A 25301-nucleotide genomic window follows, 5' to 3' on the forward strand; every position below is an offset into this window, starting at 1 on the left:
GAATAGTTTTTAATTTTAATTCTGATTATTTTCATGATAGAATTACATCCTAATTCCTTACTATATTTTTTATAATTTTCTTGTCTAAATTAGTCTTTAATATTTTTATTTCTTTTTAATTATGAATCACGTTAAGTGGAGAATTTCTCATACTCTTGATATTCCTGAATGGTTTTTTAAGCAAATTAAAGATATTACAAAAAAAGATAGTGTAAATTATTTAGCAAGATTACTTTGGAATAGAGGTATAAAAGATGTTGCTGGTTTGAAAGATTTATTGGATTTGAATGGTTATCAATCTCCTTCGGCTTTTGAATTTGGGCAGGAAATAAAAAGGGGAATATCTCGTTTAGAAAAGGCTTGGAAACACAAGGAAAATATAGTTATTTGGGGAGATTCGAGGATTGATGGGGTGGTGGCTACTGCAATATTAATAGAGGGTTTAAAGCCTTTTTTTCAAGGGAATAATCTCTTGAATTATTATTTTTCAGAGGATAGTGTTAGGGGATTAAATTGTCAAGGTATCGATTTATTGATACAGAGAAAAGTAAATTTAATTGTAGCTGTAGATATGGGATGTGAAAGTCTTGAGGTTGTTTCTTATGCTCAAGGACAGGGTATCGATATAATTATGATTGATCATCATATTTTACCAGTCGATCGACCTGATGTTATTTCTTTTCTGAATCCTCTTAATTTTGCGGAAAATCATCCTTTTTATGATCTTACGGCGGTGGGAATTAGTTATAAATTATTAGAGGCTTTATATCAAAAATTTTCTGGACAATCTCCTGATAATCTTCTTGATTTGGTAGCTTTAGGATTATTGGCAAATAGAGGAGTTTTAAAAGGAGAATCTCGTTTTTTAGTGCAACGGGGGATTAAATTAATTCGACAAAAATATCGTCCTTATATTAAATTATTATCTGATAATTGCGAAGCTAATGACGATCGAGTTACTCATTATCAAAAAGGTTTAGGAATTAGAATTAAAGTATTTAATAGTATTTATAATAAAGAGAATTTATTGTTAAAATTATTAATTACTGATGACTTATCTTATCGAAGTAGATTGGCTGTAAAAGTTGAGCAATCTTATCTGGTTTTTTTAGATTTACAACAAAAATTTCTTAAACAAATTAAAGAAAAAATAGTAAATATTGATTTATCTACAAATGGAGTTATTATTTTTAGTGATAGTCAATGGGATTATAAATTTTTAGCATTAACGGTTAATTATATTAGTCAAGAATATGGACATCCTACCATTTTATTCTCTATAGATGAAAACTTGATCGCTCATGGTTTTGCGTATTGTCATCAAGGTATAAATCTATGGGAATTGTTAAGCAATCAACAGGATTTACTATTGACTTTAACTAAATATCATCAAGACATAGAATTATCTTTACCAGCCGAAAATATTAATTTATTTAGAGATAATCTAAATCAACAATTAAGAAGTAAAATTAATCCTTATTTATTAACCGAAAATATTGATATTGATTTAATCGTGACTGTAGAGAATTTAAGTAAAAATTTATTTGAAGAATTGGAATTAATTGAACCTTGTAGCTTAAATAATCCTTCTCCAAAATTGTTAATTCAAAATTGTTGGTTTACTAATATTTCCCATAAAAATATAAAAAGTAAAAATAATTCATATATACAGTATATTAAAACTTATTTTACTATTCATGATAATAGTTGCGATCGAGGATTTTTAGGAGTTTGGGAAGGACATTATAGTAAAGAAATTAATCCTGAATCTCGTTATGATGTGATCGTAGAATTAGACAAAAATATTCACAAAAGAAAATATTTTATTAGAATTATTGATTTAAAAATTGCTCAAGAAAATTTAACTGTTTATACTAATTTTAATAACCTTCCTACTATTATTGATTATCGATCGAATACCAATCAATTTGATACTATAGATAATGATGAAGTTTTATTAAAAGAATGTCCTTTACAATGGCAGGAAATTAGTAATAAATCTAAGGAAGCGATCGACTATGATAAAGATTTAATCTTAGCTTATAATCATGATAATAGCCTAAAAATTGAAGAATTATGGCAAAAATTAATTATATTAATTAATAATAAGATTAAAGAAAATAAAACTATAACTATTGAAGAACTATTAGGAGTATTATCCATTAACAAAAATACCCTGAAAATTATCTTAAACTCTTTAGAAAAAATCGGTATAAACTATCATAGTATAGATAATCAGATCAAATTTATACAAAATCAAACAACATTTACCTCAGAAAATTATCTCAAAACAAAAGATATTTTTCAAGAAATTATTTACCAAGAAAACTTACAAAAAACTTATTTTCATCAAGTTCCAATTTCTACTATTCAAGAAGAAATAATTAATCTGAATTAAACTCAGATATTGTATCAGTACAATAATACCAATGAGACAAAACGGGAAAAATCAATTTTTCATCTTCCCTTTTTCCTTTTCCCTCTCTTTACCGAGAATTTTATCTTGAACTGAGATAAGATCTATTCTTTATTTCTTAGATTCCGTTATCTGTTCAAATTAATCTTATTTAAGAGGCCACCATGATACTTTATCTCTAGTGGAACTATATACTTCTTTTAATTCTTCAGGTTTGAGGATGTAAATAATATCATCAGAAGTATCATTTTCTTTATCTAAGGTGATTAAACCTTCTTTTTGCATTCCTTTTAAAACTTGTTCAACAGTGCGCTGATTTAATTGACAGGCTTTAGCAATGACTTCAACGGATAAGTCAAAGGTATAAATTCCTTTTTCGTTGGGTTGACTTTGTAATTCTCTCTCTTGATAAATTAATGATCTTAATAATGCAGCCACAGCTTGAGGGGGATAAGTACTACAGTTTAATAAATGATAGGCAAATTTTTCCCTAAGTTCAAATAATTTAGCATATCGATCGCGTACAATATCGAAACGATCGTAAATTTGTTGTAAAGTATTAAGAGGTATTTTAGTAATATAAGTCGTTTTATAAGCCTCTACCAAACTGGGAAAACTCTTACTAGCTAATCCATAACTAAAAGGAAGACTACGCATCCCAAAACAACCCCCACCATAGGTAATTGAGATAATTCGATCGAGAGGGTTACTACGAACAATTACAGGGCCACCTTCTAAAATTATATAAAGACTATCTAAATTTTCATCGGGCAAAAATGCGGTAAATACAGGACGATTAGAAAATAATTTTTCCTTCGTGAGGCTTTCTGGTGGTAAAAAAGAACTCAATTCTTCCTGATTTAATCCTTGAAACAGATAAGAATTTTCTATAAGTGAAGTAATAATACTTGTTTCACTCAAATTTTTTTTCTTTGCCATTGTCCTGTAAGTTAATTAATTTTCTTTCTTAATTATATTTTCCCACAGTTATGGACAACCTCAAGTTTAATTGCAATTTCATTTGATATAAAACCTATAAGTAACTTAAAACATTTTTAATATTTTTGTATTAAATAAATATGAATTAGTATTGCTCAAGCTCGATGTAAGAAACTTTAATTAATAAGGGTTTAAAGGTGTTAATCAGAGAAAATTTGTGCAAATAAAAGTGTTTTTAAAAAAAAGTGCAAGTTAAGAAAGAGTAAAATAGATTAGTCGTTTTCAATTCCTCAGATAATGTCTTTTGTTGGTTTACATATTCATACTGATTATAGTCTCCTCGATGGTGCTTCCCAAATTCCTGCTTTGATCGATCGTGCTACACAACTTAATATGCCTGCGATCGCCATTACCGATCATGGAGTGATGTATGGTGCAATACAATTAATCAAAAATTGCATGAATAAAAATATTAAGCCAATTATTGGCAATGAAATGTATGTAATTAATGCAGACATAACCGAACAACAGAAAAAAATTAGAAAATATCATCAAATTGTTTTGGCAAAAGATACTAAAGGTTATCAAAATTTAGTTAAATTAACCACTATTTCTCATCTTCAAGGAATGCAAGGAAAAGGGCCATTTGGACGACCTTGTATTAATAAAGAGTTATTAAAAGAATATCATGAAGGGTTAATCGTCACAAGTGCTTGTTTAGGAGGCGAAATTCCCCAAGCAATTTTGCAAGGAGATTATAAAAGAGCAAGGGAAGTAGCTAAGTGGTATAAAGGAGTTTTCGGTGATGATTTTTACTTAGAAATTCAAGATCATGGTTCTCAAGAGGATAGAATCGTCAATACTGAAATTGTTAAAATCAGTAAGAAATTAGAGATAAAAATAGTTGCAACGAATGATTCTCACTTTATTTCTTGTAATGATGTAGAAGCCCATGACGCCCTTTTATGTATTAACACAAAGACAACTATTGATCAGTTAAAAAGACTGCGTTATTCAGGGACAGAATACCTTAAATCAGAAGAAGAAATGAGGTTATTATTTAGAGATCATCTTGATAATGAAACGATCGAAAAAGCTATCAAAAATACATTAGAAATAGCAGATAAAATTAAGCCTTATCATGTATTAGGAGAACCTCGTATTCCTGATTATCAAGTACCCGCAGGACATACATCTGAAAGTTTTTTAGAAGAAGTGACATGGGAAGGACTATTAAAAAGATTCAAATGTTATCAACGCAGTGAAATTTCTCAAGAATATCGAGAGCGTTTAGAGTATGAATTAAAGATGATGGAGCAGATGGGTTTTTGCACCTATTTCTTAGTAGTTTGGGACTATATTAAATATGCAAGAGATAATAACATTCCCGTAGGCCCAGGACGAGGTTCCGCTGCAGGATCTTTAGTTGCTTATGCTTTAGGAATAACGAATATTGATCCGGTTCATCATGGTTTATTATTTGAAAGATTTTTAAATCCTGAACGTAAATCTATGCCCGATGTGGATACTGATTTTTGCATAGATAAAAGGGATCAAATGATCAAATATGTCACAGATAAATATGGTGAAGATAAAGTTGCTCAAATTATTACTTTTAACCGTTTAACTTCAAAATCAGTATTAAAAGATGTGGCTAGAGTTCTTGATATTCCTTATTCTGAATCTGATCACATGGCAAAATTAATTCCCGTTTCAAGGGGAAAACCTACTAAATTAAAAGTGATGATTTCTGATGAAACACCATCCCCAGAATTTAAAGAAAAATATGATACCGATCCAAAAGTTCGTCGTTGGTTAGACATGGCAATTAGAATTGAAGGAACAAATAAAACATTTGGAGTTCATGCCGCAGGAGTTGTTATTTCTAGTCAAAGATTAGATGAAATTGTGCCTTTACAAAAAAATAATGAAGGTGCAGTTATTACTCAATATTTTATGGAAGATTTGGAGTCTTTAGGGTTATTAAAAATGGACTTTTTAGGGTTAAAAAATCTTACCACAATTCAAAAAACAGCAGAGTTAATTAAGCAAAATCAAAACATATCAATAGATGTGGATGAGTTGCCTTTGGGAGAAAGAAAAGCCTTAGAAATCATCGCGAAAGGTACAAGTAAAAAATTACCATTTGATGTAGCACAAACTCATAAACTACTAGAAAGAGGAGATTTAGAAGGAATTTTTCAGCTAGAGTCTGACGGTATGAAAGAAATTGTCAAAGACTTAAAACCTTCGGGAATTGAGGATATTTCTTCTATTTTAGCCTTATATCGTCCCGGCCCTCTCGATGCTGGTTTAATTCCTATTTTTATTAACCGTAAACATGGACGAGAACCGATAAAATATGAACATCCTTTACTTGAACCTATTTTAAAAGAAACTTATGCAGTGCTTGTGTACCAAGAACAGATTATGAAAATGGCACAAGACTTGGCAGGTTATTCTTTAGGGGAGGCAGATTTGTTACGTCGTGCTATGGGTAAAAAGAAAGCCTCTGAGATGCAAAAACATCGAGAAAATTTTATTGATGGTTCGATAAAAAATGGAGTCAGTCAGGTAATTGCCGAAAGTTTATTTGAGCAAATGGTGAAATTTGCTGAGTATTGTTTAAGCTATGATACGGAAGTTTTAACAGTAGAATATGGGGCTATTCCTATTGGTAAAATAGTCCAAGAAAAGATTAATTGTCAAGTTTATAGTGTGGATAAAAATGGTTTTATTTATACTCAATATATCAAACAATGGCACGATCGAGGAATGCAAGAAGTGTTTGAATATGAGTTAGAAGACGGCAGAATTATTCGAGCAACAAAAGACCATAAAATGATGATTCAAGATGGTAGAATGGTAGAAGTCGATCGAATTTTTGAGGAAGGATTAGACTTATTAGAAATCAAAAATTAGAATTAGAAATTTAAAATTAGAAATGGAAATTATATATAAAATCTAAAACCTAGCCTTTATATATAATCATCATCGAATTATAAAAATGCAATTGTTATAAATTAATAGTTTTAATTTAACCTAACACTTATTACCTAAAACCTAATACCTTTTTTATAATTTAGGACATTGACACCTAAGAGTCTGAAAAAACTAATTTATTTATTTATAAATTGATCAAAAACTTCGCTAAAATCTTTTCGCATAAACTCATGATGACTTTTTTTAAGCCAGTTAAAACTATATAAATTTATTGCCTTAAATTGTTCATCAGGTAAAGCATTATTTGTATAAGGTTTTAAACTTTTACTAGCTAAATCAAGACTTTGTTGTGCATAGTGTAAATAGTGTTGATTTTCTGCCTGAATTGAGCTTATTTTCACTAAAGTTTTATATAAATCTTTTAAGGCTTCTATGTCTTGTTTTATAACATCGATCGAGTAAGAAATATTACCAATATTAAACTTAATTTCAATGTCTAAATCGACTGTACCAGCAGTTTCTAAAGTAACATCAGTAATGGGATTACTTTTATAGCTATAGCGTTTTAATAATCGTTTTTTGCTGGTAGCAGAAGCGCCATCTAAATGAATCAAAGCATAATTTGTAAAACAATATTCATCAGATTTAGACTTAATTAAAAAATAGATTTTTTCTCCATCTTCGTATAGAATATAATCGTCAGATTCGACTTTATGGAAGTCTTTGGGCTGAATAATAGCACCAATATCACTTAAACCTAATACATCAGAAGCAATATTTTTAAACATGATTTTCTTACCTATTAATAGTTAAAAGTTCTGTATCTAAGCCGATACTTTTAAAAGATTGAGAGACTTCTTGGGCTTTTTCTGGGGAACTAAATACTCCCACCTGTAGCATAGATTGTCCTCTTACATTGGCTCTAAAGGCTTCGGGATATAATGATTTTACCTGTGATTCTTGGTTTTGATTATTTACTCTTACTAAAACTTTATAAATGTTATTAGGAGATGAAGATAAAGAAGATATTGACTCAGGAATTTGATTATTTTGTGGAGTTGTGGGAGAGTTAGATAGTACTAAAATATCATTTAAACTTCTTCTTCTACCGGGGTTTGTTGATGGTACGATCGAGGTATTTTCTACCGTAGGAGTATTAGAGGTATTTTGAGGAGTAGAATTAGGACTGATATTGATCGATCGAACATTACTATTAGAATTATTGATGATTTTTTTGTCTAATATGTTATCTTGATTCTCTTGGGGAGTACCATCAAAAGGTGAAAGTGAAGATACCGATACATCATTTTTCTGACTTTCTATGGCTTCATTATCTGGAGAATTGGGGTTGATATTATTTGGGGAATTGCGATAAGGTTCCGATAATGGCGGAATTTGTGGTAAGGTTTTATTCGATTTAATCACATTTCCTGACACCATATTAGGACGAGAGGGAGTCGGATTACCATTAATAAATATTTCTTCTAGGTTATTATTTAGATTCTGTGTTGGTAAAGATTGATTATTGATAGGAGTAGGAGAAACAGAATTAGTTTTTGTGGCTTGTGGTTGACTAATAACAGGAGGAGTATCAAATCCTGAATCATTGTAAGGATCGATCGAAATATCAATGTTAGCAAAAGCATTCAGAGTAAAAATAGGGGAAATTAAAACTCCGATACTGGTAAGAGATAAGAATAAGAAATTAGGAGATGATTTTGTAGCAGAAAAAATGGTAGATTTATTCATAGTCTTACTTTCTTAATATAATATTTTTAATAATTTGAGATCATCAATATCAAGTTAGTTCGATCGGTCAAAAAATGGATATTTCTAGTAAGGACTTTATTCCGTGAACAAACAATCAAATTAGATACTAAATTTAATATATTTTACTAGCTTATGCCAAAAGATGGGAAAAATAACTAATTTGTTTCTCCGTGACGATTATGGTATTTTTTCATCAAATCAGGACGTTTTCTTTCTGTAGCTTCTAATTGTTTCTGATAACGCCATTTTGCAATTTCTTGATGATTGCCCGATCGTAATACAGGGGGAACTTCCCAGTCTCTAAATACAGGAGGTCTAGTATAATGAGGATAATCTAATAAATCATCTTCAAAACTATCCGCATATATCGATTCTACTTTACCTACGGTACCAGGTAACAGTCTTACTACCCCATTAATGAGAGTTAAAGCTGGAATTTCACCGCTAGTTAAGACAAAATCACCGATTGAGACTTCTCTTGTAACTAAATGTTGTACTCTTTCATCAACTCCCTCATAATGTCCGCAAATCAAAACTAACTGCTCATAATTAGTTGCCAAATTTCTCAATAAATCCTGATTAAGAGTTTCTCCTTGGGGAGTTAATAAAATTACATCTCTGGATTTTAAAACAGGTAAAGACTCCACTGCCGCAAAAATAGGTTCAGGTTTTAACACCATACCAACCCCACCACCATAGGGAATGTCATCAACACTATGGTGTTTATCCGTCGTAAAATCTCTCGGATTAATGAGATTAACTTTTGCAATCCCTTTATTTAAAGCCTTCCCTAATAATCCACATTCTAAGGGAGTTTGAAAAAAGTTAGGAAAAAGTGTAATAACATCAATTTGCACGGTAATTGTGAAAAATTTTATCGCATGGCACTCATTCATTATAATTTATTATGGGTTATAAGAAATTAGCAATTAGCAGTTAGCAATTTTTAAAAGAGCGACTAAATTATTCATTCTTCATTCTTCAATGGCAATATTTTGTTACTCTCCAGTTAAATCACATCTAACACCTTATTATTGACAGTATATATTATGAGTAGTTTTCGAGTAGGAATAGCAGGGCCTGTAGGTTCTGGTAAGACAGCATTATTAGATGCTTTATGTAAAAGTATGAGGAAGAATTATTCTTTAGCGGCAGTTACAAATGATATTTATACCCAAGAAGATGCTCAATTTTTAGTCAAATCTCAGGCTTTACCACCAGAAAGAATTAGAGGTGTAGAAACAGGAGGATGCCCTCACACCGCCATTCGAGAGGATGCGTCGATTAATATTGAAGCCATAGAAGAATTAGAATCATTATTTAGTGATTTAAAATTAGTATTTGTAGAAAGTGGGGGGGATAATTTAGCGGCAACTTTTAGCCCAGAATTAGTCGATTTAACTATCTATGTTATTGATGTAGCGGCAGGAGATAAAATACCCCGAAAAGGTGGGCCTGGTATCACAAAATCTGATTTACTGGTTATAAATAAGATAGATTTAGCACCTTATGTCGGTGCAAGTTTAGAAGTTATGACAAGGGATACGAAAAAGATGCGTGGAAATAAACCTTTTGTTTTCACTAACCTTAAAACAGGATTAGGCTTAAATGAAGTTATTGATTTTATTCAATTTCATTATAGTAATTAACAGAATTTACCTTAATTCAAGTATATAGCAATCCTAAATCATTTATGAAAATTTTGTTTGGTACGATTGTGTAAGCATATCTTCCTTAACTCCTTTAAAAAGAGAGGAATTAACCTTTTATTTTCTTACAATATAGAACCCATTTGAGATCTATTTTAAAAACCTTACGCAATAAGTGCTACCTTCAATATCAATTTTTGTACAATATTGACTGAATAATGATTCTAGGAAAGATACCAAATAAGTTCTATAGAGAAGATATGGCACGGCGACGATTTTCCAAAATTTGACCAATTTCTCTGGCAAAACTGGGTTGACGTTCAATCATTTGATTCACGATCGCACTTGATAAAGTCATTACTTCCATATCCTCCACTGCCTGAATAGATATACGACTAGGCTCTCCTGAAAATAATGCCATTTCACCAAAAAACTCTCCCACTTTCAATCGTAAGACTTCTTCTTCTTCTCCATTATTATTTTTAATTAACATCCGAGCTTCTCCCGAAATGATAATATAAAGAGCTTGTCCCGAATCTCCTTGTCTAACGGCATATTCTCTTTTACCAAAATGTTGTAAGACAATACCAGTGGTGAGAGTATGTAAATTATCAGCTTCTCTGTCTAAGGGTACAAAAGACGGAATTGATTGTAGGCTTTGTGCCATCTTGTTAGATATTCCTTGGGCTTGATATGTTGGTCCGTTATAGTGATAGAGGGTACGAATAGGAAAAGGGATGTTTAAATTATGACGTTGGGCGGCGTACCAAATTCTACTCACAAAAGTATCTCTAATTTCTTCAAGATTGCCATAATCTTCGATATAAAATTTCACTTCATAGTTAATGGCTGAATCATCATAGGATAGAGTAAATACTTGTGGTTCAGGATTAGTTAATATTCCTTCGGTGGTAAGGGCGGTATTTTTCAGTACTTTTTTGGCAAGGTTAGGGGGATCTTGATAGGAAAAACCAATACTAAATCTTTCAGCATGAAGGCGTAAGGGTTGACTGAAGTTTCTGATTATTTCCGCACTAATGACTTTATGGGGGATAATTACCATTTCCTTTTCTAAGGTTTGTAAACGTACTGCCCTCCAATTTATATCAATAACTTGTCCGACTAAATCCCCGACTTTGAGCCAATCTCCCACATTAAAAGGGCGTTCAAATAATAAAGCAATACCTGACATGACACTTCCGAGGGTATCTTGTAAGGCTAAAGCAATGACGATCGAACTTACTCCTAATGCCGCCGCTAACCCTGCTAAATCAGCATTCCAAACTTTCGCCAGAACGATACCGATACCGACTATGATTAAAAATAAGCGAGATATATCAACTAATAGTTTCGGCACTCTCGATCGCCAAGTATCAATGTTAGCCTGTTGAAATAGTATGGTGTTAAAAAGAGATAAAGCCCCATGAATTAAACATACCCAAAAAAAAGTTTGTACCCCTTTCATCAGGTTACTATTTTTGTCCACTAACAGAATATATTGTAATAACAACATCAATACGAGGACGGGTAAAACTAAATTACGCACAATGTTAAGGGTGGAGGCAATAGCTTTACCTTGTCGTTGAAAGCGATGACTTAATTCTCCTAAACTAATAATTAAGAAAGGAAAACCCAGAATAAGGGCGATCGCCCACAGTAGAGTATTAGGATTACTTTGATTCATAAATTGTTCAAATCTGGGGAAGTTGGGGATAATATACAGACAAAGGAGATGATTAGGTCATTTCTAAATTCTAAAATTGTTTATTATTTCTGAGTATATTTTTTACAAGTATTAAGGTTTTTTATCCTATTTCCTATCTCCTTGTTATAGACCTGAGTTCGATGAGTGAAACTCTTGTATTTACAAGGTTTTGATAGTCATAATTAACGTAATTTTATGAGAAAAACACGATTAAATTGGAGAAAACTCCCTAACACCCCAAAACCCTAATACTCTAAAATCTTAACCGACAATTCTTTATAGAACTCAGATGTTATAGGGGATTTTTTAACTGCCAAGCATTAAGTTTCGTTTTACCATTATTAAAATCTTCGGTTAAAGGCTCAAATTCGTAGATGTCTTGTAAGCGACGTTTTACTTCTGATGAGACTAAAATGAATCCGGGAGGACAAGCAGAACGTAAAGTACTAGCGAAATTTATTGTATCACCCCACACATCGTAAATAAATTTATTTCGTCCTACTATTCCTGCGACTACATCTCCAGAATTAATGCCAACGCTGATATTGAGTTCAAAATTACGTTGATGGTTAAAGCGTTTGACGATCGCAATCATTTCCAAAGCAAAATCGATCGCCCGTTTATCATGATCAAGATAAGGAATCGATAAACCACAAACGGCTAAATAACTATCGCCAATAGTCTTTATTTTATCCATACTGTAACGCTCGGCGGCTTCATCAAAGGAAGAAACAAGATCATTGAGAATAGATACTATTTCATAGGCAGTTAACGACTCTGATAATTTAGAAAATCCCGTCAAATCAGAAAATAACACCGCCACATTAGAAACGTCTTCGGCAATATTTTTCTCCCCTCGTTTTAACCGTTTGGCAATGGAAGCGGGAAAAATACTCAGTAATAATTGTTCATTTTCTTGATTTTTTTCTTGCACAAGATTAGTTTGAGTCCGCAGACTTCTCACCATATCATTAAAAGATATTGCTAATTCGGCAAATTCATCTTTTGTTGTTATGGAGATAATCTCATCTAATTCTCCTTGTGCTATTTTACGTGCATTGGCGATTAATAAATTAATGGGTTTTACAAACAAATAAGCCAACCCCATGGCAATTAAAGTAACAATAACCATTAAAACCGTGCCAGAAATAATAATCTGATTTTTAAACGAATAAATAGGTGCATAAGCCTCCGCAAGATCTATTTCTGACAAAATTACCCAATCTAAACCTTTTAAATCTAATGGTGCATAGGAACTTAATACAGGTATATCTCGATAATCCCTAATGATTTCTGTACCTTCTTTGCCACTCAAGGCTTTTTCTACTCCTATAGTTCTCACGGTTTGCTCCAAAATAGATGTATTGTATTTTTCGATACGGTTAATCGTTGAATCTTGCGTTCCTAAAGATTTAAGAATATTCTTGTAGGCAACTGGATCTTCAATCAGAAACCGAGACACCGATCGCATTAAAAAATCTCTACCGACTAAATAAGTTTCTCCTGATTCTCCTAAGCCGTCTTGCTTCCATTGACGATTCCCCGTCATCACATTATTAATCTCATTTACCGGTAGTTGAAAGGCTAAGACTCCCAAAAATTGAGAACGATCGTAAATAGGAGCGGCAATAAAGATGGCAGGGGCGTTGTAAGATGGTTCGTAGGGTTCAAAATCGATGATTTCAGAATAATCTTTTTCCTTGCTATTTTGGACAATAGAGTTTAACTTACCTAAATTACTATTTTTATAGGCTCCTTGTTGTAAATTACTGGTAAAATCCGTTTCCTTAAAAACTGTATAGACGATCGTACCTTGAGGATCAATTAAAAACATATCATAATAACCAAATTTTTCAATAATATTGCGAAAAATCCGATGATAACGACTATGTACTTTGCTATATTCACTCCCATCATTAGCATTATTTAATAATTGTTTTTTTCCTACTTCATAAGGATTTCCAGCAATGTAATGATATTGAAGATAACGAGAGGGGATTCCTTTAGGAGTATAAGATTCGAGAATGGGAGTGCCTTCTTCCATTTTACTTAAACGAGTTAAAAATTCTTCTTGATAATATTCATTAATCTTCAAATCCATTTTAGGGGAAATACTGGAGGTTTGAAGTTCATTATATCCTTGAGTAAATTCTTGAATTGCCGTAATAATAGCAGGATCTTCGCTTAATGTTTCGGTATGATTACGAATATTTTGTAGATATGATTTAATCTGATAGGCTTTTGAAGCCCGAATACTGGTTAATTGGTTGAATACTCGATTAGTAAGATTTATTTTACCACTACGATAACCAAGATAAGAAACTACTAGAACACAAGAAGTACTGACTATCAATAGCATGATAATCAATTTTGATTTAATACTAAGATGATTAATTAGATTCATTGCGGATCATTTCTCATTCTAAGGTAAGTCACATTTTATCGGCGGTTTTAAACACTGAAACCCTTGCTATCTTGAATTTAAGGTTGGAACAGAAATGCGTTTTAGCTTATTTTTGTCGTGGTTGAAGATTTACTTTTGCACTTATAGAACCCACTACGGCTAAATGTCTTTTGATACCATTCGTAGCTTTGTAGAAACAAAAGCCTTTACTTTAAATACTAGCATTGGAAGTATTTTAATAATAATTAGTCTGGTCTATTGTGCTTTTTTTTACTTTGTAAAATTTGTCTTTTAGATCATTTAAGTGAGCGAGTGAGTTTCTTTTTTGGAAATAAGGGTTCAATAATTGATCATTCCTTGTTTATCAAACTACTAGAGTATTTCTTGAGCAACACCAAAATTATAGGAATTCCCAAATTTATGAGATACAGTTGTTTAATACCATTGCCCATTGTCTATTCCCGAATACAGATGAGTGATCTACCTCAGCATTTAAGTAAACGCTGTATATAGAAAACAAAGATTATAATAATTTAATCTACAGCTGAACACCTTTATTCATCGAATTACTATATTTTCATCTACTAAATTTTTTTCCATAAAGCTAATCCTCCTCCTCTACCTCTAGCGGCAATGAATTTGTCTGTCACTAAAAAATAACTAAAAAATGCTTGTTTACTTATATTTTCTTCATAAAAATTACTTTCACTTTTTTTACCATTTCTAATATTTGTTTGATAAACTTTTGTGCCTAAAATTTCCATAGTTAGATAGGTAAAATCAAAAGCCATAATATTTTTTTTCTCTATAAATTTACAAGGGCCATCTATAATAAATTTTACTAAACCAAACTTTACTGTGTTTTCAACTCTTCCTTGATTTGTTAATTCTTCTGAAGATTTAGATAGAGAATAAGAAATTGTTATTTTTGTTAACGCTGGTAAATAAAATCCTGAACCTAGAATATTACCTAATTTTTTTTGACTGTTTTTTGTACCTGTAATAAAATGCAGTTGCCAATCACCAATTAATTGTTCTACATTATATTTTTGTTGGTATTTATGACTATATTTTTCGGCAGATAATAACGCAGAAACTACCGCTTTACTTTCTGGTTTTTGTGTTTTTTTCTCGATCGCGTAGCTCCACTCCGTGATCGAATCCTGTAAAATTGTTAAAAAATCTGTCATAAAATATCTTAAAAACGGTGATTATTATATTGCAAGTATTGATTAGGATAAGCTATAAATAGACTAATTTAATTATTTACACTAAATTATTATGACTAATTCCGAATCTACCACTACTAACACTCCAGAATCTGAAGCAAATAAGGATAGTTATGTTAAACTAGCCATGCGTAATATGGTGAAAAAAAAAGGAGTATCTTTAAAGCACTTTTTCTTAACCACTTTTGGACTATTGGGATTTTTAGTGGGCATTTCTTATTTAACTCGATAAAAAAGTTTTCAAAAAAATCCTCCTCCTCCCGGAGTCTTGATGACAAAAACATCATCAACATTCATTTCAACTGTTGCATTACTAGGTAAATTTAATTTTCTCCCATCTTTTTTGATAATATAATTTTCGCCTTTTTTTCCTTCTTTTCCTCCCTTTAAACCTTGAGGAAAAATGATCCTTCTATTAGATAAAATTCCTGCTGTCATCGGTTCTAAAAATCGAATTGCACGGATAACTCCATTTCCGCCTTTATAACGTCCTTCACCACCACTACCTTTTCTCACTCCAAAATGTTCTAATCGCACGGGAAAGCGGTCTTCTAACACCTCTGGATCGGTTAATCGAGAGTTGGTCATATGGGTTTGTACAGCATCTGTACCGTGATGGTTATATCCTGCTCCTGAACCACCGCAAATTGTCTCATAATATTGATATTTGATGTTACCGAAAGTAAAATTATTCATCGTACCTTGAGAATTTGCCATAATACCCAACGCACCATAAAGACAATCAACTATATTTTGAGAGGTTTCTACGTTGCCTGCGACTACGGCACAAGGGTATTGAGGATTAAGCATACACCCTTCAGGAATGATGAGATTAAGGGGTTTAAGACAACCAGCGTTTAAGGGGATGTCATCATCAACAAGGGTACGAAAAACGTATAAAACCGCCGCTTTAGTGACGGCAAGAGGTGCATTAAAGTTATTATCAAGTTGAGCTGATGTGCCAGTAAAGTCGATCGAAGCGGTAGAATTATTTTGATTAATGGTAATTTTAGCTTTAATTTTTGCACCGTTATCTAATTCAGTGATAAACTCTCCATTTTGTAAAGATTGAATGGCTTTTTTGACACAAAGTTCTGCATTTTTTTGAACAAACTGCATATAATTTTTTACGGTATTTAAACCATAAATATTCGTTAGATTAATTAATTCTTGAATACCCTTTTTATTAGCCGCAACTTGAGCTTTTAAATCCCCTAAATTTTGAGTAAAATTTTTGACAGGGTAAGGATTATAAATTAATAAATTTTCTAGGGCTTTTTCTTGAAAAATTCCCTCTTTTATTAAACAAAAATTGTCTATTAAAATACCTTCTTCTTTAATATTAGTACTATTAGGAGGCATTGAACCGGGACTAATACCGCCTATGTCAGCATGATGTCCACGAGAAGCCACATAAAAATCAGGATTACTATTATTTTTATAAAAAATAGGACTAATTGCTGTAATATCGGGAAGATGAGTGCCACCATTATAAGGATTATTAGTTAAATAAAGATCATCTTTTTTTAAGGTAATTTTACTGTCTTTTATTAAGGCTTTCACACTCTCACTCATCGAACCTAAATGGACAGGAATATGAGGTGCATTAGCAACTAACTCTCCTTTTTGATCAAAAATTGCACAAGAAAAATCTAGCCTTTCTTTGATATTCACAGAATAGCTAGTGTTTTGCAAAGTTATACCCATTTCTTCCGCTATAAAACGAAAAAGATTGTTAAAAATTTCTAATAAAATAGGGTTAGGCTGACTATTGTTATTTTCTGTTATTAGTGAAGAATATTTATGGTTAATTTTCGTTAAAACTAAGTTTCCTTCTCTATCAATTTTTCCTTGCCAACCGATTTCAATAATGTTTGTACCAGTAGATTCAACTATTAAAGCTGGGGCGTTAATTTTTTGATTAATTCCGATGTTTTCTCGTTGATAAATAGGGGTGTTATACCATTGATTTTTACTATATATTTTAACAGTAGTAATAGGTGATGAATCGTTGTCTATTTGTTGATAAAATTTACTTTCTTTTTCTTCATATGTAGGATAAATTACCTCGATCGAGATTTTGTCAATTACTAGAGATTTATCTGGTAAAATAAAACCATATTGTTGTTGATGAAGATGGTTAAATTCTGCCAATATTGTTTCATAATTACTAAAATTAATCTCAATACTAGAATCTGTACCTTGATATTTTAAGTAAATTTTTTGTTTAATTTGAATAATTTTATTATCTATCTCAATTTGTTGTTTTAATTCTTGTTTAGCAATATTTTCCAGATAACTATATTCTACTTTACAGATTTCTATCCCAATTTCTTTATATACAGTATTAAGAGTTTTTTCCTTGATAATTCTTATATCTGCCATGCCAATACCATAAGCGGATAAAACACCTGCAAGGGGATGAATAATAATAGTTTTGATGCCCAATTTTTCAGCAATTAAACAAGCGTGCTGCGCCCCAGCTCCACCAAAACAACATAAGGCATATTCGCTGACATCATAGCCTTTTTGTAAAGAAACTTTTTTAATAGCATTTGCCATTTTTTCGATCGCAATAGTTAAAAATCCTTGAGCAATGTCTTCTATATTTATATTATTATTTATATTTTTTTGAAGCTCATTAAATTTTTCTTTAACTATATCAACATCTAAAATTTTATCTGCATTTCTACCAAATATTTTAGGGAAAAAATTAGGCTGAATTTTTCCTAATAAAACATTGCAATCGGTAATAGTTAAACTGCCCCCTTTACCATAACACGCTGGGCCGGGATTTGCACCAGCAGATTGAGGGCCAACTCGATAACGACTACCATCGAAGTAACATATTGAGCCACCTCCTGCCGCTACGGTATGAATTGCCATCATCGGAGTACAAATTCTTACTCCCGCCACTTCTGTCTCACAACTTCGCTCAAATTCTCCTGCATAGTGAGCAACATCGGTAGAAGTTCCTCCCATATCAAACGTAATGATTTTTTTATATCCTGCCTTTTCACAGATTTTAACTGCCCCAACAATTCCCCCTGCAGGACCAGATAATATGCTATCCTTACCCTGAAAGTGTTTACTATCAACCAATCCACCGTTAGACTGGATAAACATTAAGGTTGGTAAGGCTTTATTCTCTGTCGTTTGTAGATTGGCTTTCACTTGATTAACGTAGTCTTTCAATACAGGAGACAAATAAGCGTCAACTACAGTGGTATCTCCTCGACTCACCAATTTAATGAGGTTACTAATTTGATGGGATACAGAAACTTGAGTAAATCCTATTTTACGGGCGATCGAGCTTATTTGCAATTCGTGATCATGGTAACGATAACTGTGTAATAATACGATCGCACAACTGCGAATACCTTGATTATATACCCTTTGTAAATCTTGTTCTACTTCTAAGAGGTTAAGGGGTTGTAATTCTTTCCCCGTTGCACAAAAGCGACCAGATACATCTATTACTTCTTTATAGAGCATTTCTGGCAAAATGATGTTTCTAGCAAAAATATCGGGACGATGCTGATAACCAATGCGTAAACTATCTTTAAAACCACGATTAATGACTAATACCACCCCTTCACCTTTTTTCTCCAACAGCGCATTAGTAGCTACTGTTGTACCCATTTTAATAACTTCGATTTTTTCCGTAGGGAGAGGTTGCCCTTGAGGTATATTCATAATAACCTTAATACCTTCAATGGGTGCTGATTCGTAATGTTCAGGGTTTTCTGATAACAGTTTATGGGTGAGAATTTTGTTTTCTGGACTTAAGGCTACAATATCAGTAAATGTACCCCCTCGATCGATCCAAAATTGCCATTTTTGTTGTTGTTTATTCGTCACAGTTTTCAGAATTTTAGATTTTTCTATAAATTAAAAAGTTCTAATTGAAAATCTTTTGTTTGAGGAAAAATATCATAATTAGCGATAAATAATTCTTGCCCTTTTTGAGAATTTTTAATATTAACATTCCTCATGCCATAATATAAATTACATTCCAGAATATTGGCAAAAGAAAAAATACTTCTAATATAGTTACTGTCATCATAAGTAATTAACCATTTGTGCTTACATTGCTTCATTATTTCTGCAAATCTATTATGATCAAATTGTTTATTTTGCTTTTTTTAAACAAACTATTAATAAAATATCTCTGCTTATTATTTAGATTATTTTTATCTATAAAATAAATAATATGAAAAGAAATTATTAATCATTAATTGTTTATTGATTACCAGTTAATTAACGGCTTGTAAATCTTCGATAAGTTGAGTTAAATGTTCAACGTTAGCTTGATAAACCTCCCCACAAAAATGACAAGTTGCCTCTGCACCACCATCCTTGAGAATCATGTCTTCTAATTCTTCAACTCCTAACATTTTCAATGCACCTAAAATACGATTAAATGAACAACCACAGTCGAATCTTACCATTTGTACTTCAGGAAAAATCTCCAAATCAAAATCTCCTAACAAATCTTTGAAAATATCTGATAAAGTTTTACCTTGTCTCAATAGGGGAGTAAAACCCTTTAACTGACTAACACGAGATTCTAAAGTAGCGACTAAAGTAGGATCTTCTGCGGCTTTTGGTAATACTTGCAATAAAATTCCCCCTGAAGCGGTTACTCCTTCTTTACTGACGAAAACCCCTACCAATAAAGCCGAAGGAGTTTGCTCTGAAGTAGCTAAGTAGTTAGCTATATCTTCCCCTACTTCTCCCGATATTAATTCAACGGTACTGGAATAAGGATAACCATAACCAACATCTCGAATGACATATAAGTAGCCCTCATTTCCTACCGCACCACCTACATCCAGTTTACCGATCGAATTTGGAGGTAATTCAACTAAAGGATTTTGTACATATCCTCTAACAGTACCATCCAATCCAGCATCTACTAATAAACTACCTAAAGGGCCATTTCCCCTAATGTTAATATTAACTCTTGATCCTTCCCTTTTCATGTTTGATGCTAGTAACAATCCTGATGACATAGCTCTACCTAAAGCGGCACTCGCTACATAGGATAGATTATGTCTTCGTCTAGCTTCTTCCACTGCTTTTGTGGTAATTACTCCTACTGCTCGAATCCCTCCATTAGCGGCGGTTGCACGAATTAATTGATCTGCCATAATCTTCTTTACATATGTCAACAACTTTTCTTTTATTATCTCTCTTAAGCTACACTTTTTGTGTCGATTTCCCTAAAACGTTCTTACTCAATATTATCTGAGTTCGGCGTTAGGAATTAGGGGTTAGGGGTTAGGGGAGAATTCGATAAAATTATAGGTATTAAATTTAATAAACAATTGAAATAAATTCATTTACTATAGTTTTTAACCAATTATTATTACTTTTCCCTATTCTCTATTCCCTTTTCCCTCTCTTTATCGATAATTTGATGTCGAACTGAAGTAATGATAATATCTTAATGAAACTAGATTTTTAAAGTATCGTTTCAACGTTAACTAAATTAATACCTTTAAGAGTACGTTTGATTAAACCTGTCAGTACTTTACCAGGTCCAACTTCTACCACTTCCGTCACTTCTTCAGAAGGTAGTTGTAACATTATTTCACGCCAACGGACTCCTCCCGTCATTTGTTGAACTAATCGCTGTTTGATAGTTTCTGCATCAGTAGTAGGAATCGGATCAACATTACTTAAAATAGGAATCGTGGCAGAATTAAAATTAACTCCCCTCAACACTTGAGAAAATTCGTCGGAAGCCGTTGCCATTAAAGGAGAATGAAATGCTCCAGAAACTTTTAAAGGTACTGTTAATTTGGCTTTTACTTCACTTACCACTGTATCAACAGCATTAGGTTCACCGGAAATAACTACTTGTCCATCACTATTATCATTGGCAATGACAACATTTTCCGTTTGACTAATTATAGTGTCTAAGGTCGATCGATTAAATTTCATTAAGGCTACCATTTTTCCCCCTTCTGCCTTATCCATCAATTCCCCTCGTTTTTGCACCAATTTTAACCCCGTAGCAAAATCATAAACTCCGGCGGTATAAAGAGCCACATATTCCCCTAAACTGTGTCCTGCCACTAAATTAGGTTGTTTTCCTTGTTCTTGTAGTAAATCGACTAAAATAGTTTCGATCGTATAAAGACAAGGTTGAGTGTAAAGAGTTCGAGATAAAGTTTCTTCGTCACCCTGACATATTTCTAACACAGACCAACCTAATATATCTTCTGCTTGTTTAAATTTATCCTTAGCGATGGCAGTCTCTTGTAAATCAACTCCCATACCTTGAGTTTGCGAACCTTGTCCGGGAAATACCCATGCTATTTTAGTCATTTATTATACAATTTTTCTTAAAGTGCCAACGTGATATTATAGCAATGAACAATTAATAATAAACCATTAACAATTTTTTCCAGTATTACTAAATACCTAAACAAAATAGGTTGTGGACTTGAAAATTAATAAAAATTTTGTCAATCCCCTATGCCTTTCTTAACGTAATCATATAATTAATTTTGACTACCTACTTATAATGACTATTCCCGAAACCTTAGAAGATACGATCGCTCAAGCAAAATCAGCCCTCAAAGTAGCCTTAGATAATGGTTGTAATCGCATTACTGTTGATTTAGTTATCCCTGAAATTGCCTTAAAAGCACAATATTTAGCTCTTGAGTTTGCTCAATTGTTTAAAGATGAATATGGCATGGGTTTAAAAGTTCTATTTCCTGATACGGGTGCCGCCGCTTTGGCAAGAAAGGAATGGGGGGAAACAGAATTTCGAGTAACTGATATTGGTAGTAGTCGCACTCCTGTGGACACAAAAATTAGTGAAACAGATCAAATTTTTTTGGTGGTTTCTCCTTCATCAGTAGAGGTGGCTTTAGTCGAAAGATTATGTAACCTTGCAGACGATCGACCTGTTATCTTATTAATACCTCAATTAGAAGATATTTCGATCGTGGGGATTGGTTATGCGGCACGACAATTAAGAGAGAGATTTATTAGCATATTAGAATCTTGTTATTATTTTAGACCATTAGATTCTGCGATCGTCTTAAGAACATATCCTGAATTATGGCAGGTGTGGCAACAAGAAGAAGGAGAAAAAGGCTATAAATTGATCACAGAAGTTCCTCAAAAACCTCTAGGAGAAGCATTAGATAGAATTTTAGCCGGACAAATTGACAGTGAAAATAATCAAAATTCTAGTCTATCTTTAGGGTTTTTTGGTTCAATAAAAGGTTTTCTAAAAGCCTTAAATAATTAGAGCTTGTTGAAAAAGTTTTTTGATCAGGGTAGGAGTTAGGAGTTAGGAGAAATACTTATAAATCAATTATGTATAGTTTTGAATCAATTATTATCACTTTTCCCTATTCCCTATTCCCTCTCTTTCCCGACAAGTTTATAGTTCACTCTTGATGAACTGAGGTTCTTTCCTATTTCTTAACATAAATTAAAATTTGATAATGACGGGGAATGACGAACTAATGTAGGATAGATCCTAAAGCAATTATTTGTGATAGGTTATTAATATTTTTTTCAACCAGAAATAAAAGCTGAAAGCGAAATTAAGCAGACTCGATGAGTAATCCTAATTCTGTCGTTACCGAGCTATTAACGGCCTTTCCCCAATGGCGTCCTCAAATGTATTTTAAGTCTTCGTTGACGGCTTTATCTCATGCGATGGAGGATCAAGTGTTGGCCAGTGGTGAACAACCTTTAATTATCGCTAGTTTTCAAAAAGAAAAATTTTATCGTCAGGAAGCCCATCGCTATCAAAGGATTGGCAGACTTTCTCCTCACGTTTATGTTTTAGCGGCGCCAGAAACTGAATTTAGTAGCATTTCTGATATTTATGAGAAGATAGCTTTTACAACTGAAGATGCTTTAAGTCAGGAATGGCATCTGGTGGTTATTGCTAAAAATTGTGCTAATTGTTTAATTTGTAAAGAAAAAACTCATTTCCCCAAAACTCAAGCCTCTGAGACTGCAATGGATAATAGTCGTCGTTTTGAAGGTATTTGGACTTTCGATCGAGGAGTAAGTCAAAAAGCGGCAGAAATATTACTTAAACGCATTGCTCTTTATCGTCCAGAATTAGAGAAAAAAATTGATAATGCTTTAAAACTTTATTGTGGAGAGATTCAAAAAATAACAGATACTCCTTTAAAGTTTTCTCCTAGCATCAATCCTGATCCTTTTGTACAAAGATTGGTAACATATTTACAGGCAGGACAATATAAACTGATCAAGGCGAATCGTTTTTTAAGTGCTAAGGAAAAAAAAGAAAGATTACTTAATTCTATTACAGAAGCAATACGAAGATCTCTCGATCCTGATGAAATTTTACAAGTAGCCGTGGAAAGATTGGGAGAAGGTTTGAATGTCTGTCGTTGTTTAATTTATCGTTGTCAAGCAACGGATTTGAATGCAGAAATTCAACACGAATTTTTAAATGGTAAGATTAAATCTATTAAAGGGAAAAATTGGCCACTAAAAGCTAATCCTTTATTTGAGGAAGTGTTATCTTTACGAGAATCTCTTAGTATTGATGATGCGACGATCGATCCTCGTATTCAGAGTAATAAATCTTTACTATCAAAATTGGTAAATAGTTGCTCAATTATATCATGGTTAATTGTACCGATACTTTATCAAGGTAAATTATTAGGAATGGTGGAATTACATCATTGTGATTCTATTCCTATTACATGGAAATCTGAAGATATTGCCTTAGTAGATGCCATTGCGACTCAAGTAGGAGTTGCTTTGATACAAGCGGAATCTTATGCTAATTTAGAAGATCTTAACGAACAATTAGAAGCCCTCGATCGAACTCGCTCAAATTTAGTGGCCATTACAGGCCATGAATTACGAACTCCTCTTTCTACTATCCAAGTATGTTTAGAAAGTTTAGCTCATGAACCTGATATGTCACCAGAGTTGAGACAAATAATGTTAAGTACGGCTTTAGAAGATGCCGAGAGAATGCGTAAACTGGTGCAAGATTTTTTAACTCTTTCTCAACTCGAAAGCGGTACTGTGGAATGGAATCCAGAACCTTTGTCATTACAAGAGTGTATTGATCTTTCATTATCTCATATTCGATCGAGACAAGATCAAAGTTCTATTCCCCTGATTAATAATTTAGTATCAGATGAAGTCCCGTTAGTTCAAGCTGATGGAGAGTGGTTAGTGGAAGTCTTGAGTAAACTTTTAGATAATGCCTGTAAATTTACTGAGAAAAAAGGAGAAATTACGATCAAAGTAGTGGAAAAAGACGCTAAAAAATTAGAAGTAACTGTTGCTGATAATGGTAGAGGAATAGAGCCAGAAAGATTAAAACAAGTATTCGATCGATTTTATCAGGAAGAAGGTGCATTAAGACGTTCTGCGGGGGGTACGGGGTTAGGATTAGCTATTTGTCGTCAGATTGTTAAAAATTGGGGCGGTGAGATTTGGGCAGAATCTTTGGGGAAAAATCAAGGAAGTGAATTTCATTTTACAATTCCTAAATTTACCCAGAAATCATCTTTTAATAGTAACGGTAACAAAAAAAATCGTCGATCGTCTTCTCAAGAAAATTTGAGATAATCTTTGCGTCTTTGGGATAGATAATTATAAATCAATTAGTCTAACCTAAGTGAACTATAAAAATAGGTCTTAAATGACTCTTATAAACAGGCGGATGCGGAAGAGTATATTGATTGTGAAGATTAGTGTATTACAAAACACGCAAATATTCGCAATTTGTCCACCTGTCCACTTGATTATTTTCTTTATGGTTCACCCTTGATGAGTCTAAAGTAGAAAGACAAGATCTGATGCCATAAATTTTCATCTACAAATCTTAAGCTATTGTTAAGATTTCTTTATTATCTTGTCAATTTGTTAAATAAAAAAAATAACCGTTTATAATGAGAGCATAACGCAAGGTTGTTATACTGACTCAACTAAGTGATTCTCAAATTCAATTTAAAAGGAAACACATTATGAGTATGAAAGACAGAGCTGAAGCAACAGCCAAAAATATTGAAGGTAAAGTTCAAGAAGCGATCGGAAATGTGACAGGTGATCCCCAAACTCAAACAGAAGGTAAGGCAAAACAGGTGGAAGCAAAAGTTCGTCATACTTTAGAAAATGTTAAAGACGAAGTTAAAAAAATGGTGGATTAATTAGTTATTTTTGGTTTGGGTAAGGAAAAAGAATTGAAGAAGTGAGTAATCACCCCTTCTTTTTT

General features: G+C 32.6%; 18 protein-coding genes. 7 read left to right on the forward strand and 11 right to left on the reverse strand.

Annotation, left to right across the window (positions count from 1 at the left end; genetic code table 11):
• Positions 1-121: 121 nt before the first annotated feature.
• Positions 122-2398, forward strand: a complete 2277-nt coding sequence (locus tag GM3709_RS14745) for a DHH family phosphoesterase (RefSeq protein ID WP_066120768.1) — start codon at positions 122-124, stop codon at positions 2396-2398.
• Positions 2399-2563: 165 nt separating this feature from the next.
• Here GM3709_RS14745 and GM3709_RS14750 read toward each other — a convergent pair whose 3' ends face one another.
• A complete protein-coding gene (locus tag GM3709_RS14750; RefSeq protein ID WP_066120770.1) occupies positions 2564-3355 on the reverse strand; it encodes a Crp/Fnr family transcriptional regulator in 792 nt (263 codons plus the stop codon).
• Between the two features lie 297 nt (positions 3356-3652).
• On the opposite strand from GM3709_RS14750, the gene GM3709_RS14755 reads away from it, so the two are divergent.
• Positions 3653-6277, forward strand: coding sequence for a trans-splicing intein-formed DNA polymerase III subunit alpha N-terminal partner DnaE-N (locus tag GM3709_RS14755; RefSeq protein ID WP_066120772.1), 2625 nt, complete (start codon positions 3653-3655; stop codon positions 6275-6277).
• A gap of 197 nt (positions 6278-6474) precedes the next feature.
• Here GM3709_RS14755 and GM3709_RS14760 read toward each other — a convergent pair whose 3' ends face one another.
• From GM3709_RS14760 to trmD, 3 genes are all read right to left on the reverse strand, one after another.
• Complete coding sequence (locus GM3709_RS14760; RefSeq protein WP_066120774.1) at positions 6475-7086, reverse strand: PH domain-containing protein; 612 nt, start codon at positions 7084-7086, stop codon at positions 6475-6477.
• 7 nt (positions 7087-7093) lie between these two features.
• Positions 7094-8047 (reverse strand): hypothetical protein, encoded by a 954-nt coding sequence (locus GM3709_RS14765; protein WP_066120775.1) that lies wholly within the window; start codon positions 8045-8047, stop codon positions 7094-7096.
• Positions 8048-8223: 176 nt separating this feature from the next.
• Positions 8224-8925: a tRNA (guanosine(37)-N1)-methyltransferase TrmD gene (trmD, locus tag GM3709_RS14770; protein ID WP_066121975.1), complete on the reverse strand. Its 702-nt coding sequence runs from the start codon at positions 8923-8925 to the stop codon at positions 8224-8226.
• A gap of 192 nt (positions 8926-9117) precedes the next feature.
• Here trmD and ureG point away from each other — a divergent pair, with 192 nt between their 5' ends.
• Positions 9118-9717: an urease accessory protein UreG gene (ureG, locus tag GM3709_RS14775; protein ID WP_066120777.1), complete on the forward strand. Its 600-nt coding sequence runs from the start codon at positions 9118-9120 to the stop codon at positions 9715-9717.
• Positions 9718-9964: 247 nt separating this feature from the next.
• Here ureG and GM3709_RS14780 read toward each other — a convergent pair whose 3' ends face one another.
• From GM3709_RS14780 to GM3709_RS14790, 3 genes are all read right to left on the reverse strand, one after another.
• Positions 9965-11401, reverse strand: coding sequence for a mechanosensitive ion channel family protein (locus GM3709_RS14780; RefSeq protein ID WP_066120779.1), 1437 nt, complete (start codon positions 11399-11401; stop codon positions 9965-9967).
• Between the two features lie 313 nt (positions 11402-11714).
• Positions 11715-13826 carry an adenylate/guanylate cyclase domain-containing protein gene (locus GM3709_RS14785; RefSeq protein WP_066120781.1) on the reverse strand — a complete coding sequence of 704 codons (2112 nt, stop codon included), beginning with the start codon at positions 13824-13826 and terminating at the stop codon, positions 11715-11717.
• Between the two features lie 584 nt (positions 13827-14410).
• Positions 14411-15016: a hypothetical protein gene (locus GM3709_RS14790; protein ID WP_066120783.1), complete on the reverse strand. Its 606-nt coding sequence runs from the start codon at positions 15014-15016 to the stop codon at positions 14411-14413.
• A gap of 91 nt (positions 15017-15107) precedes the next feature.
• Between GM3709_RS14790 and GM3709_RS14795 the strand changes: the two genes are divergently transcribed.
• Positions 15108-15287 (forward strand): DUF3285 domain-containing protein, encoded by a 180-nt coding sequence (locus GM3709_RS14795; protein WP_066120786.1) that lies wholly within the window; start codon positions 15108-15110, stop codon positions 15285-15287.
• A gap of 8 nt (positions 15288-15295) precedes the next feature.
• Here the strand turns inward: GM3709_RS14795 and GM3709_RS14800 are convergent, their stop codons facing one another.
• The 4 genes from GM3709_RS14800 to fabD all read right to left on the reverse strand — a co-directional run bounded on the left by GM3709_RS14800 (position 15296) and on the right by fabD (position 21391).
• Entirely contained in the window at positions 15296-18916 is a 3621-nt protein-coding gene (locus GM3709_RS14800; protein WP_066120789.1) for a hydantoinase B/oxoprolinase family protein, read from the reverse strand.
• Between the two features lie 23 nt (positions 18917-18939).
• On the reverse strand, positions 18940-19155 hold the full coding sequence (locus GM3709_RS14805; RefSeq protein ID WP_066120792.1) for a hypothetical protein: 216 nt from the start codon (positions 19153-19155) through the stop codon (positions 18940-18942).
• A 156-nt stretch (positions 19156-19311) separates the two neighbouring features.
• Positions 19312-20208, reverse strand: coding sequence for an Hsp33 family molecular chaperone HslO (gene hslO / locus GM3709_RS14810; RefSeq protein WP_066120794.1), 897 nt, complete (start codon positions 20206-20208; stop codon positions 19312-19314).
• Between the two features lie 313 nt (positions 20209-20521).
• On the reverse strand, positions 20522-21391 hold the full coding sequence (gene fabD / locus GM3709_RS14815; RefSeq protein WP_066120796.1) for an ACP S-malonyltransferase: 870 nt from the start codon (positions 21389-21391) through the stop codon (positions 20522-20524).
• A gap of 199 nt (positions 21392-21590) precedes the next feature.
• Here fabD and GM3709_RS14820 point away from each other — a divergent pair, with 199 nt between their 5' ends.
• The 3 genes from GM3709_RS14820 to GM3709_RS14830 all read left to right on the forward strand — a co-directional run bounded on the left by GM3709_RS14820 (position 21591) and on the right by GM3709_RS14830 (position 25236).
• Entirely contained in the window at positions 21591-22328 is a 738-nt protein-coding gene (locus tag GM3709_RS14820) for a DUF1995 family protein (RefSeq protein ID WP_082713019.1), read from the forward strand.
• Positions 22329-22642: 314 nt separating this feature from the next.
• Positions 22643-24655 carry a DICT sensory domain-containing protein gene (locus GM3709_RS14825; protein WP_066120800.1) on the forward strand — a complete coding sequence of 671 codons (2013 nt, stop codon included), beginning with the start codon at positions 22643-22645 and terminating at the stop codon, positions 24653-24655.
• Between the two features lie 398 nt (positions 24656-25053).
• On the forward strand, positions 25054-25236 hold the full coding sequence (locus GM3709_RS14830) for a CsbD family protein (RefSeq protein ID WP_066120802.1): 183 nt from the start codon (positions 25054-25056) through the stop codon (positions 25234-25236).
• Positions 25237-25301 lie beyond the last annotated feature (65 nt).

It is taken from the genome of Geminocystis sp. NIES-3709 (genome assembly GCF_001548115.1).
Lineage (GTDB): Bacteria > Cyanobacteriota > Cyanobacteriia > Cyanobacteriales > Cyanobacteriaceae > Geminocystis.